Source organism: Bradyrhizobium sp. AUGA SZCCT0160 (genome assembly GCF_018130105.1).
Lineage (GTDB): Bacteria > Pseudomonadota > Alphaproteobacteria > Rhizobiales > Xanthobacteraceae > Bradyrhizobium.
Window position 1 is genome coordinate 48734 of record NZ_JAFCMD010000011.1, and the last position, 13188, is coordinate 61921.

General features: G+C 63.0%; 8 protein-coding genes. 5 read left to right on the forward strand and 3 right to left on the reverse strand.

The annotated features are described in order from the left end of the window. Window positions 1-8: 8 nt before the first annotated feature. Entirely contained in the window at window positions 9-998 is a 990-nt protein-coding gene (gene hemC, locus JQ558_RS18775; RefSeq protein WP_212214223.1) for a hydroxymethylbilane synthase, read from the reverse strand. 1026 nt (window positions 999-2024) lie between these two features. On the opposite strand from hemC, the gene JQ558_RS18780 reads away from it, so the two are divergent. The 3 genes from JQ558_RS18780 (at window position 2025) to JQ558_RS18790 (ending at window position 6368) form a co-directional block, all read left to right on the forward strand. Then, window positions 2025-3275 (forward strand): multidrug effflux MFS transporter, encoded by a 1251-nt coding sequence (locus tag JQ558_RS18780; protein ID WP_312015003.1) that lies wholly within the window; start codon window positions 2025-2027, stop codon window positions 3273-3275. A gap of 162 nt (window positions 3276-3437) precedes the next feature. Further along, window positions 3438-3590: a hypothetical protein gene (locus tag JQ558_RS18785; protein WP_212210899.1), complete on the forward strand. Its 153-nt coding sequence runs from the start codon at window positions 3438-3440 to the stop codon at window positions 3588-3590. A gap of 783 nt (window positions 3591-4373) precedes the next feature. Continuing rightward, window positions 4374-6368, forward strand: coding sequence for an AI-2E family transporter (locus JQ558_RS18790; protein ID WP_212294514.1), 1995 nt, complete (start codon window positions 4374-4376; stop codon window positions 6366-6368). Here the strand turns inward: JQ558_RS18790 and JQ558_RS18795 are convergent. Then, window positions 6355-7227: an alpha/beta fold hydrolase gene (locus JQ558_RS18795; protein ID WP_212294515.1), complete on the reverse strand. Its 873-nt coding sequence runs from the start codon at window positions 7225-7227 to the stop codon at window positions 6355-6357. The two genes, JQ558_RS18790 and JQ558_RS18795, sit on opposite strands and share 14 nt — an antisense overlap. A 442-nt stretch (window positions 7228-7669) precedes the next feature. Next, window positions 7670-8731, reverse strand: coding sequence for a ketopantoate reductase family protein (locus tag JQ558_RS18800; protein ID WP_212294516.1), 1062 nt, complete (start codon window positions 8729-8731; stop codon window positions 7670-7672). A gap of 213 nt (window positions 8732-8944) precedes the next feature. Between JQ558_RS18800 and garD the strand changes: the two genes are divergently transcribed. Further along, entirely contained in the window at window positions 8945-10489 is a 1545-nt protein-coding gene (garD, locus tag JQ558_RS18805; RefSeq protein ID WP_212294517.1) for a galactarate dehydratase, read from the forward strand. Between the two features lie 257 nt (window positions 10490-10746). Beyond that, the gene (locus JQ558_RS18810; protein ID WP_249142535.1) at window positions 10747-13188 is read left to right on the forward strand and encodes a hypothetical protein; all 2442 of its coding nucleotides are present in this window, start codon (window positions 10747-10749) and stop codon (window positions 13186-13188) included.

Below are 13188 nucleotides of genomic sequence, written 5' to 3' on the forward strand. Positions count from 1 at the left end.
GGTCGTTTCTAATGCTCGTCCGGCCGGTTGCGCGCGATGATTTCGGCGGCACCCTTGTCGAGCAATTCCAGGCCAACGGCGCGGCCGAGTTCGCGGGGGCGGTCCGCCGCCGCCGTCCGCGACGCCTCGATGAAGCGCGAACCGGTTTCGTCCAGCACCGCGGCCGTGAGCGTCATGTCGTTGCCTGAAATGGTCGCGTGACCTGCGATCGGCGAGTTGCAATGGCCGTTCAGCACCCACAACACCTCGCGCTCGGCCTCGGCGCAAAGCCGCGAGGACAGGTCCTCGATGCCGGCCAGATACCCGCGCGTGACCCAGTCTTTCTCGACGCATTCGACGGCGACGATGCCCTGGCCGACCGACGGCAGCATTTCGTGAACCGAAAAATCATGGGCAATGCGCGATGTCATGCCGATGCGTTCGAGGCCTGACCGCGCCATCACGAGCGCATCCGCCGGCCCGACCTCGCCGCCGTCGGGAAGCCGCTGCATGTCGCCGCGATCGAGTTTTGCAATCCTTGTGTCGGCGGCACCGCGGTAATGGATCACGGTGACTTCGGGAAACAGCCGGCGCAGATAGGCGGCGCGGCGCACCGCGTTGGTGCCGATCTTGAAGCCCTTGCCGCGCGAGGCCCTGAAAGTTTCCAGCGACAGGCCCGGACGCAGCACCAGCGAATCATTGGCGGCATCGCGCGGCAGTGTCGCTGCGATGACGAGGCCGGGCGTCTCCTCGTTGCCGGGAACGTCCTTCAGCGAATGCATCGCGGCCTGCAATTCGCCGGCGCGCATGGCCTGACGGATTTCGGCGACGAACGCGCCGCCCTTGCCACCGTGGCGCAGCAGCTTGCTGGTCTGGTCCTGATCGCCGCGGGTTTCGAATTTGATGATCTCGACGTTCAGCCCCGGATTGGCCGCGCGCAGCAGCCGCGCGACCTCATCCGTCTGCGCCAGCGCCATCACGCTCTTGCGCGTGCCGATGCGTAGGGGGTGGTCTGACACGAGGTCTCCGTTTCGAGGCGATCAATGGGGTGGGGGATTAAAGCAAAGGGGCGGGTAAGACAATCCGCCTTCGCCCGTTGGGCTACGGCGGGACAGGCGGATTCTGCACCGCGGCGGCGCGCCTCCACACCGCTGTGATACCCCGCGCAGGCGGGGTATCCAGTACGCTGCGGCTTCTCGGTTCTATCATCAGCGTCTCTGGGATACTGGGTCACCCGCATGCGCGGGTGACGACAATTGAATGTGTGGCCGCGTTCTCGCGACGCATTGCGCCCGAGGTTTGCCAAAAACTTCCCGCCCTCTCATTGAGAGGGCGCAGGGAAGACCGGGTGCGCGCTGCACCCGCGGTCCCGTGTGCGGTTTGCACTAAGTAGGCTGCACACGAGCATACAGGGCAGCGGAGAACACCCGGCCTTCCCTGCGCAATGGCTTTACGGCTTATGCCGTGCTCTCCCCGGAGACGAGTTCTTGATTGACTCCGTCGCTGTCGTTTCCGCTCGCGCTTCTCCGACAGCTTGACGCCGGCAACGGGCGCCAGGACCACACGGTTTTGCCGTACGCTTGAGTCCACGCCATCGTCAGGCGTGAACCAGCGTCCACCGCATCCCGCCGCGCGTTCGTGACGTGCGCACGCCCCTCTTGCCGGGCGGGACAGCGAGAAACATGCACCTGAATCGACCTTCTTGAAAAGCGAAATATTTTTTGTTTCGGGGCTTGACATGATTTCCGTAAATCGGAAGTGATTTGCCCGTCGGGCCAGTTTGTCGCAGGCGGCAGCAATCCGCCCTGTCGTCATTCCGGGGCTCGCGCAGCGAGGGAATCCATTAAGCGACAGCGCATGCGGCCTGATGGATTCCGGGCTCGCGCTTCGCGCGCCCCCGGAATGACGAGTCGGCCCAGTTCAGGGGAACGACGACCCCAACCCTACCCCGCAACCTCATCTCTCCCGGACGGGCTGCCATCCCGGAATAGGAGTTGTGCAACGCAGCATTACCGGTAGAATCCCGGTCTGAAATGAGGTCGTAAGTGTCTGAAATCAATGCCAATGCCTGGGTTTCCTCAGGCCACCGCCCGATGGGCTTCCCCGAATTCGTCGTCATCATCGCCTCCATCATGGCGCTGAACCCGCTGGCGATGGACATGATGCTGCCGGCGCTGCCGAACATCCGCTCCGCATTCCACCTCGCCGACGCCAACCGTCCGCAGATGGTGCTGTCGATCTTCATCGTCGGGTTCGGCGTCGGCCAGTTCGTGATGGGACCGCTGTCCGATCGCTTCGGCCGCCGGCCGGTGCTGCTGGGCGGCATGACCGTCTATTTCATCGCCAGCCTGCTGGCGATCGCCGCCCCCTCGTTCGAGACCCTGCTGCTGGCGCGCGCGCTGCAAGGGCTCGGCACCTCCGCGACCCGCGTCATCGCCACCTCGATCGTGCGCGACTGCTATGCCGGCCGCCGCATGGCGAGCGTGATGTCGCTGGCGATGATGGTGTTCATCGCGGTGCCCGTGATCGCGCCGTCGTTCGGCCAGGCGGTGCTGCTGCTGACGCAATGGCGCGGCATCTTCATCGTGCTGATGGCCTATGGCGTGGTGACGCTGATCTGGAGCGCCTGGCGCATGCCGGAGACGCTGCCGCCTCAGCTGCGCCGCTCGCTCGCCGTCCGCGAAATATTCGACGCCTTCCGCCAGACCGTCACCAACCGCCAGACGCTGGGTTACGCGCTCGTCTCCGGCGGCGTGCTCGGTTCGCTGTTCGCTTTCGTGTTCACCTCGCAGCAGGTGTTCACCGAGATCTACCAGCTCGGGCATTATTTCCCGATTGCCTTCGCAGGCATCGCGATCGGCACGGCGATCGCCGGCTTCGTCAACTCCCGCTTCGTCAACCGCCTCGGCATGCGCGTGATTTCACACGGCGCATTGCTCGGCTACGTCGCCATATCGGGTATCATGCTGGCGGCGGTGAAATGGCAGATGCTGCCCTTGCCGCTGTTCATGGTGCTGTCGGCGTCGATGATGTTCGCATTCGGGCTGATGATCGCCAACTTCACCGCGCTGGCGATGGAGCCCCAGGGCCACATCGCCGGTACCGCCTCGTCGCTGTACGGATCGATCACCACCCTGCTCGGCATCGGCATCGGCACCACGATCGGCCAGGATTATGACGGCACGCTGCTGCCGTTCGCGACCGGCTTCTTCCTGTGCACGCTGGCATCGCTCGGCGTCGTGCTGGTGGTGGAAAAGGGCCGGCTGTTCAGGCCGCATCAGGTGGCGGGGTATTAGGCGGCGTGGGTCCGTAGGGTGGATGAGCCAACGGGTCGCTTATTGGCCGGAACCATCGTGACCCAGGCGGCTTGGTCTCCAGCAAGGGATAGCCAACACCGGTGTTCGACCAACCCGACCTCGATCCGGGGCTTTGGCATATAGTCCCAGCGAAGGAACCGTATGGCCATCAAAAAACACGGCGTCATTATCGAAACGCCAACGGAAGCTCGCCAGGCCGAGCCTGGACCGTCGATACTGTTTTTGCTCATCATTAGCCTGGGTATTGCCGTTGTCACTCTGGCAATTGTCTATTTCGTGTTTTTCCGAACCTGACGCTTACGATTGCATCAGCATAATTCCGGAACGATACGGAGGAGCGGGCTTTACCTCCTCAGATCGAACTCAACCGATGAGATGGCCCAATGCAAACGCTACCCGTGGATCGCGCGCTGAGCATATACGGCGCCCTTGCGGACCGTTCCGAGACGAAGGGCGCCCGCGAGCGTCTTTCAAGGCATCTGATGAAATTATACCTTGACGGTGAAACGAACGATCACCGCTTGACCGTGCATGGGCTGTCATACCTTCAACAGTTGGATCGTGAAAACGATTTCAGGAACTGAGGTTTTTCCGGTGTCATGCCTTTTGCGCCAGCCGCTGCTTTCGCAGTGAATTGCGCCGCATGATCTTTGCCTTCGCGGCGCGGACGGCATCGGCTCTGGTCGGTTTGGTTTTCGGCACTGATGCTCTCAAATGATCCGCTTCGTCCGAGCCGGGCATTGCAGGAAGCAACGGTGCCGGCCTCGTCGAACTGTGATCGACGGGCTGCATGTTCATTGGGCCGGCGCAGCGTGGTTTGCCTTTTTGCATGCAGGAATAACCCGTTGTTGGCGGATTAGTTCGATGTCGCGGACCGCACCGGCTGGCAACCTGCTCGCCAAAATCCTTTGACGAAGGCTGGTTCGCAGTTCGCAAAATGGTTCCGTGGTCTGCGGTGAATACACCGCCCTGACCGGTGCAACCTATGCGCCGGTCGCGTCTTGGTTCACGACTGGATATTCAGACCATTTTTTGTGCCGGCGGGCTTCTACTGCCGCACCGTCTCAGAAAGCTTCAATGAGTTTGATCACCCGAAAAGTCAGCACCGGACGCACGATGGACGAGTTGCTGGCTTTGCTGAGTGCCGTCGCCTGCTCGATCCTCGCCGCATTGTTCATTGCGGCGCTGTATTTCGGCCGAGAAATATTCGTACCCATCGCGCTCGCTATTCTTCTCAGCTTTGTGCTCGGACCGCCGGTCGGACTGCTGCAGCGCGCCCGCGTTCCCCGCAGCCTGGCGGTCGTGGGCATCGTCTTTCTGGCATTCTCGGTGATCTTCGGCCTTGGCACCCTGATCGCCAATCAATTGACCCAACTAGCCGGAGACTTGCCGGTTTATCAATCTACGATGCGTGAAAAGATCAAGTCGGTGCGCGGCGCCACGGCGAGCAGCGGCACCCTCGAACGTGCGGCGGATATGCTCCAGGAGTTGAGCCGGGAGCTCGACAGGCCAAAGGAGGACAAGTCGGCTCGGGGAGCAATCCCACGTCTCGGCGCGCCGAACGCTGCCGGAACGACCCTGCCTATTCCCGTTGAAGTGCGTCAGCCCGACCCAGGAGCTCTGGAGAATCTGCGAACCTTGATCGCACCATTGCTCAATCCGCTGGCGACCACCGGCATCATCATCATTTTCGTCATCTTCATCCTGATCCAGCGCGAGGATCTGCGAAACCGCCTGATTCGATTGGCGGGCTCGCATGATTTGCAACGCACGACAGCGGCGCTGGACGATGCGGCGAAGCGCCTTAGCCGGCTGTTTTTGGCTCAGTTGATGATCAACGCCACTTTCGGCGTGCTCATCGGGGCGGGACTATCGTTCATAGGTATTCCCAGCGCGATCCTCTGGGGCATTCTGGCGGCCGTGCTGCGGTTCGTCCCCTACATCGGCACAGCCATCTCCGCGGCTTTTCCGCTGGCGTTGGCGGCCGCCGTCGATCCCGGCTGGTCGATGCTGGCATGGACGATCGTGCTTTTTCTGGGCATTGGACCGATCATCAGCCAGGTGGTGGAGCCTCTCGCCTACGGCCAGAGCACCGGCCTTTCTCCCGTCGCTATCGTCGCTTCAGCGACGTTCTGGACCGCATTGTGGGGACCCATCGGGCTCGTCCTTGCAACGCCTTTGACGGTTTGCCTCGTCGTCCTCGGACGTCATGTCGAGCGGCTTGAATTTCTCGACGTGATTTTTGGCGACCGGCCTGCATTGTCACCGCCGGAAATGTTCTACCAGCGAATGCTTGCCGGCGATCCGATCGAGGCGGCAGGAAAGGCCGAAGAATTCCTGAAGGAGAAATCGCTGTCTTCGTACTTCGACGAGGTCGCCCTACGAGGCCTGCAACTCGCGCAGGCAGATGCAAAGCGCGATGCCCTGGACCAGGCGCGCATGACCAAGATTCGCGACGCCGTTACCGAGTTTGCCAGTGACCTTTCCACCCAGGACGATTCGATCCCCGAGGGGACCTCGCCGACCATGGACGCCGAGGCGGCGGCCGCGGTCGAAACCGTCCCGGATGCAGCGATTTCCAGCAATTTGCCGGTCGTGCAAAAAGCCGATCTTCCGCTTCACTGGCAGGGAGAGGCGCCGGTGTTCTGCCTGGCCGGACGCACCCCGCTCGACGAAGCCGCAGCGGTGCTGTTTGCACAGCTTTCCAACGCGCACGGCCTCGGCGCACGGGTCGAGCCTGCGGACGCGCTTTCGTCAAGCAAGATCGTGCAGCTGGATTTCACCGGCGTCGCGATCGTCTGCCTGTCCTACCTCGACGCCGGCAGTCCCGCACACATGCGCTACTCGGTTCGGCGGCTGCGTCGCCAATTGCCAAAGCCCACGATCGTCATGCTCGGTTGCTGGGCCGAGAACCTCGACAAGGAAGCGTTGGAAGAACTGCGGGAGGCGGCCAAAGCCGACATCGCCGCGGCGACCTTGCGCGAAGCGATGATGATGTGCCGGATGGCTGCCGGTGTGGAGGAAATCGATGAACCGCCGGGCCGTGCTACGCCAGCCCTCAAGATTGCGTAAGAAACCGCTGGATCAACCCCAGAACCTCATCCGGTCTGTCGTGCTGCAGCCAGTGGCCGGCGCCGGCGATCTTGGCGAGTTCGGCGTGCCTGAAATGCGACATCACGCCGGCCTTCTCGGGATCGGGCAGAAAACTTTCGCTGGCCGCGACCAGCAGCGTCGGGCATGCGATGCGCGACCACAATCCGATATTGTCTTCGAGTGACAGCCGATAGGGCGCACGCGCCCGCAAATAGGGATCGTATTTCCAGCTGAAGCTGCCGTCGTCGTTGCGCTTCATGCCGTGGGTGGCCAGATGCAGCGCCTGCTCGCGCGTCAGCCGCGGGTTGCGGCCAATGATCCGATCAGCGCCGTCGGCCACGGCCGGATAGCGGTGGATTTTCCGCTGCGCCAGCTTGTCGAGATCGCCGGCCCAATCCGTGATCCTGACGTCGGCAGGCTTTGGGCGGCGCGCCGGAAAATTGGTGACGCCGTCGAGCACGACCAGCTTTGAAACGCGCTCCGGAAAAGCCCCGGCATAGGTCAGGCTGACCATGCCGCCCATCGAATGACCGACGATGGCGACCTTCTCAAAACCTTCCGCTTTCGCGAGGCCGGTCAGATCGTAGACGTGGTCGGCAAGGCTGTAGCTGGAGCCGAAAGCCCAGCCGGAATCGCCGTGGCCGCGCAAATCGGGCGCCACAACGTGATAATCCGCAGCCAGCGCCCGCGCCAGATAATCCCAGCTGCGGGAGTGATCGAGGCCGCCATGCACCAGCAGCAATGGCGGTGCCTGCGCGTTACCCCAATCCGTGAAATGAAGCTTGAGCCCCTGCGACTGAAAATAGCGCGACTGCGGCGCGTCCGATGCAATGTCCATCGGGATTACTTAATGGCTGGCGTGGCGGAGGTCCAGCGCGGCGACGTACAGAAACAATGCGTCAGAAACTTGCCGCCTAGACGGGATAACGCCACTTGAGCGCGCGTCGTATGACAAGCAAAGCCACGATGATCGCAAAAACAGTGAACCAAACGAACGACGGAGTCGGCGATGCCCGTGGCTGCGGGCGATGTAAAGCACGAGCGCTAACAGAACGAGAACGAGCGCATTTGACACCCAGTAAAGCGGCGAGCGCAACAGTCCGGTTGGCGCAAGTTCTGTCGCCCGCTCGCTCGCCCGTCTAGCGACCCACCAACAAAAGACGAAAAATGCGAGGGCGATGATCCAGGACATACCTGAGCTTTTCTCATGCAATCTTCCCGATAGCCTTGTTGAGAATATTCAAATTGAAGCAATCGGCTTAACGTAACCGGTTCACGACTCAGTTCAACCGCAATTCGGTGATGTGCCGCGGATCCGGCTTCAGCTCGCCCCGTTCGACGCGCATCACGATATCAGTCAGCGCCGCATTGGCGCGGCAAGCGATGCCGATCTTCTCGCCCTCATCGACCACGAAGCCGTTGATGAATTCGATCTCGGTGCGCCGGCCCTTCTGCATGTCCTGGCCCATCGAGGGGCGTTGCCCTGATGCCGTGCGCTTGCCGTCCGCAAAGCGCTGCTCGTCGCAGGTGCGCATCGCCGCCTCGTCGCCCTCGCCGGCCCGCGCGATGGTCTCCGGCGGCAGATGCAGGATCTCCTCGAGCTGATAGCCATGCGCCTGGCCGACACGAATGGCTTCGCTGCCGAGCCGGGTGGAGAAGCGGCGGATCGGCTCGCTCTCCAGCATCTGGCCGCCTGTCATGCCGGTGCAGGCGGAGAGCCCGTTGCCCATGACGTTGGCGACGAGCTTGGACCAGCGTTCGCCCCACAGGTTGCTGGTGACCTTGGCGCTGTCGGTGTATCCGACCAGGCGGCAGATTTCCTCCGCCCGTGGCGTGATGCGGCCGTGCACTTCGCCGGCGCGAAACACCGTATGCGCGGTCCCGTGCTTGCCGGCGCCGCGATGGATGTGGCCGGGCTCCGGCAAATTGACCGTGATGCTGCTGGCGATGCACCCCAGCGTCTTGCCCCAGCCGACGATGCCGGCGATGGTTTCTTCATTCATGCAGTTCTGCAGCGACACGACATAGCCGTCCGGCGCCAGATATTGCCGGATCAGCATGGTGGCCCAGGCGGTGTCGTAGGATTTCATGCAGACGAAGGCGATGTCGACCGGCGCCTCCTTCGCAAGCTGCTGCGCGTCCGTGACGTGCAGCGCGCGTACCGGAACCGAGAATTCCGGAACATCCATCGCATGGGTGACGCGCAGGCCGTGCTTGCGCATGTGCTCGACATGCTCGGGCCAGGGATCGATGAACGTCACGTCCTCGCCCGCCTGCACCATGTGGGCGCCGGCATATCCGCCGACGGCACCGGCTCCGACGATCGCTATCTTCTTGCCCATGCTTGCCCCTTCGTTTTCTCTTTGGCGTTTCTTGGTACATTTTCTTGGCACCGAGGCTAGCGCACTGGCCCGCCCCGTCACAATGGCTGAAGGCATGCGGTAGCTGATCGCCGCCATGACATCAGGTACGTGAGTTTCATATATCAGCCAAAACGGCCTATACTTGTCCGGCCTGGCGCGGGATGCGGCAGGAGCACGCTTAAGGAGAATTGTGTGACGGGAACTGCGACGGCGCAGGCCTTTGAACCGCGCTACATCCGGCTCGACCCCAACGACAACGTTGCGATCGTGGTCAACGATCTCGGGCTGCCGGCGAAGAGCCGCTTTGCCTGCGGTCTCGAGCTGCGCACCTTCGTGCCGCAGGGCCACAAGGTGGCGCTGTCGGACATTCCCGAGGGCGAGCCGATCCGCCGCTACAACGAGGTGATCGGCACCGCGGCCCGGCCGATCCTGGCCGGCGAATGGGTCGACGAGGCGCGCATCGACATGCCGACGCCGCCGGAGCTCGACAAGCTCGAACTCGCGACCGCCGTCTCCGCCCCGCAGGCGCCGCTTGAAGGCTACACGTTCGAAGGCTTTCGCAATCCCGATGGTTCGGTTGGCACCAAGAACGTGCTGGCGATCTCGACCAGCGTGCAATGCGTCGCCGGCACGCTGCAATTTGCGATCAAGCGCATCAAGGCCGAACTGCTGCCGAAATATCCCAATGTCGATGACGTCGTCGGGCTGACGCATAATTACGGCTGCGGCGTCGCAATCAATGCGCCGCTGGCGATCGTGCCGATACGGACGCTGCAGAACCTCGCCTTGAACCCGAATTTCGGCGGCGAAGTCATGGTCGTCGGCCTCGGCTGTGAGAAGCTGGTGCCCGAGCGGCTGCTTCCGGAAGGGACAGACAGCAGCGTGGTGCGGATGCAGGACGAGGCGTTCGACGGGTTTGGCGCCATCGTCGACGCCGTCATGGAAATGGCGGACGCGCGGCTTGCCGTCCTCAACGCCCGCCGCCGCGAAACCTGCCCCGCCTCCGACCTCGTGATCGGCCTGCAATGCGGCGGCTCCGATGCGTTTTCCGGCGTGACCGCCAATCCCGCACTCGGCTTCGCCGCCGATCTGCTGGTGCGCGCAGGCGCAGCCGTGATGTTTTCCGAAGTCACCGAAGTGCGCGACGCCATTCATCTGTTGACGCGGCGCGCCGCCAATGAGGATGTCGGCCGCGCGCTGATCCAGGAAATGGACTGGTATGACGGCTACCTCGCCAAGGGCGACGCCGACCGTAGCGCCAACACCACGCCCGGCAACAAGAAGGGCGGGCTCGCCAACATCGTGGAGAAGTCACTGGGCTCGATCGTCAAATCAGGCACCAGCCCGATCGTCGACGTGCTGTCGCCGGGCGAGCGGGTGCGCACAAAAGGCATGATCTTTGCGGCCACGCCCGCCAGCGACTTCATCTGCGGCACGCTGCAGCTTGCGTCGGGAATGACATTGCAGGTGTTCACCACCGGACGCGGCACGCCCTACGGGCTCGCCGCCGCCCCCGTCATCAAGGTATCGACGCGCACCGAACTGGCGCGGCGCTGGAAGGATTTGATCGACTTCGACGCCGGCCGCATCGCCACCGGCGAAGCCACGATCGAGGAGACGGGCTGGGATCTGTTTCGCCTGATCCTCGACGTTGCGAGCGGCCGCACCAAAGTGTGGTCCGACCGCTGGGGCATTCACAACGATCTCACGCTGTTCACGCCGGGACCGGTGACGTGAGGCGCGTCCGCTTCGCCGCAAATTGCCATTAGGCCTGCGTTAACCATTGCGCCGGGAGCGATATGGGCCGTGCTTGCGCGCAAGCCATCGCGTCCGTTGCGCCCGGCGCTTCAAATCATGCGATTTATTTAAGCGAACATTACGGAATCTAGCATAGGCAAAGGGGCAGCAGCGCGCATTGGTTGGCGTCATTGAGGAGCCCTGTTTTGCAGCCCTTCCCAAAAATTACTGGCCGCCACTATTTTGCGATTTTCGTATTGGCATCGGTCACGCTATCCTACCAGATCCTGATCACGCGGTTCTTCAGCGTGATGCTGTATTACCATTTCGCGTTTGCGGCGATTTCGCTGGCGATGCTCGGGCTGACCCGCGGCGCGATGGAGGTTTACAACAACCCCACCCGCTATGCGCCCGAACGCGTCGGACCGGAATTCGCGCGCCACGCCTCCTGGTTTGCCGTCACCGGCGTCGGCGCCATGATCTGCTTTTTGTGCGCACCGGTGCTGGTACCTGTTGAGTATCTGTGGCTGGCGCTGCTAACCACGACGATCGCCTTCGTGATCCCGCTCTCCGCAAGCGGCGTCTGCATCACGCTGCTGCTCACGCGCATGCCCTATAGCGGCGGCTGGCTCTACGCGGCTGACCTCGCCGGTGCCGCCGTCGGCTGTCTCGGCATCATCTTCGTGCTGCTGGTGATCGATCCCGTCAGCGCCACGCTGGGCATCGGCGCGATGGCCGCAGGTGCCGGCTGGATGGTGGTGCGCGGCAGCGGCGACGTTCGCACACTGCGTCTCAGCGGCGCCGTCGCGCTGTCGCTGGGAGCCGCCGCGATGGTGCATGCGGCGCTGGATGTTTCCGGCAAGAGCCATCTCGGCGTGTTCTGGGCCAAGGGCACGCAACAAACCGGAACGTTGTTCGAGCGCTGGAACACCTATTCACGCGTCCGCGTGACGGCGATGGGCGAATCCGTGCCGTTCGGCTGGGGCTTTTCGCGCGCGCCGACGACCAAGATCGATCAGAAATATCTCGACATCGACGCCGATGCCGCCACCGTCATCACCCGCTTCGACGGCGACCTTGGCAAGCTCGGCTATCTGAAGGACGACGTCATCAACGGCGCTTATCTTGTGCAGCCGACGGCCGATGTCGCGGTCGTCGGCGTCGGCGGCGGCCGCGACGTTCTTTCCGCGCTGCTGTTCGGCGCCAGGAAAGTCAGCGGCATCGAGATCAATCCGGCGATTTTCGAGGTTCTCACCGACAAATTCGCGGATTTCTCCGGCCATCTCGACAAACAGCCCGGCGTATCCCTGATCAATGCCGAGGCCCGCAGCTACATCAACCATTCCTCCGACCGCTACGATCTGGTGCAGATCTCGCTGATCGACACCTGGGCGGCGACCGCCGCGGGCGGACTGACACTCACCGAGAACCGGCTCTATACCGTCGAAGCATGGGGCGATTTCTACCGCGCCCTGAAGCCGCGCGGCATGCTGTCGGTCTCGCGCTGGTACGATCCGAGTACCCACCGCGGCGAATTCTATCGCCTGGTTTCGATCGCGGCCGAAGCCCTGCAACGCAGCGGCGTTCCCGCCGCCGGACTGAAGGATCACCTGATCGCGCTCAACGTCGGCAACATCGTCAACGTAATTACGCGGCCCGATGCCTTCACCTCGGCCGAATGGCAGGCCGCGCGCACGCGACTGGAGGCCCAGGGTTTCAGGATCCTGATGGGTCCGGATGTCGCCTTCGACGCCGTGACGACAAAACTGATTTCCGGTACCGCCGATGCCGCCTACTTCGCCTCGCTGCCGGAAAACGTCACGCCGTCCACCGACGACAACCCGTTCTTCTTCTACACCGCGCGCTTTGGTGATTTCGTCGCAGCCCCGATGTCGGCGCGCACCCACAACAACACCGCGATCACCATGACGCTGGCGCTGATCGCGGTGGCGCTGGTGGCCTGTCTGTTCTACGTCGTCGGGCCGTTCATTCGCCTCGCGCGCACAACGCCGCTGGCGACGCTGACGCCGCCGGTGACGTTCTTCTGCGCGATCGGCGTCGGCTTCATGCTGATCGAGATCTCGCAGATTCAGCGACTGATGGTGTTTCTGGGCCATCCGGTCTATGGGCTCAGCGTCGTGCTGTTCACCATCCTGCTGTTCGGCGGACTAGGCAGCACCACGGTCGGCGCGCGTTCGCCCCGAACCCGCGAAGTCATCACCCGGCTGGTCGCACTGCTCGCGACGCTCGCGATTGCCGGACTGCTGACGCCAACATTGACGACCTGGGCACGCTCGGAAACCACAAGCATGCGCATCGTGCTGTCGATACTGCTGCTGGCGCCGCCCGCGTTCTGCATGGGCATGATGTTCCCGCTGGGGCTGAGCATCTGGCGCCGCCAAAGCGAGCTCCATCCGTACTTCTGGAGCGCCAACGGCATCATGTCGATGCTGGCGTCGGTGCTGGGCATGGCGCTATCGATCGAGTTCGGCATCGCCAACACCTACGCGCTCGGCGTCGCTCTCTATGTCGTCTGCGCGTTGATGATCGTTGTCGCCGGCCGCCAGATGAGCCGTATGGCGCTGTTTGCGGCAAGGCCGGCGATCAGCCCCGCGATGGTTGCGGATGCGCCGTCGATCCAGCCGAAGCAGGCCGAAACGCCGGCAGTGCCGGCGCGCACCAGCGAGGTCGCCGGCTGA

What these genes read in the sequence shown, in the direction of transcription:
- JQ558_RS18790 (WP_212294514.1), top strand. Translation starts at nt 4,374, where the DNA reads ATGAGTTTGATCACCCGAAAAGTCAGCACCGGACGCACGATGGACGAG.
- JQ558_RS18800 (WP_212294516.1), bottom strand. Translation starts at nt 8,731, where the DNA reads ATGGGCAAGAAGATAGCGATCGTCGGAGCCGGTGCCGTCGGCGGATAT.
- JQ558_RS18795 (WP_212294515.1), bottom strand. Translation starts at nt 7,227, where the DNA reads ATGGACATTGCATCGGACGCGCCGCAGTCGCGCTATTTTCAGTCGCAG.
- JQ558_RS18785 (WP_212210899.1), top strand. Translation starts at nt 3,438, where the DNA reads ATGGCCATCAAAAAACACGGCGTCATTATCGAAACGCCAACGGAAGCT.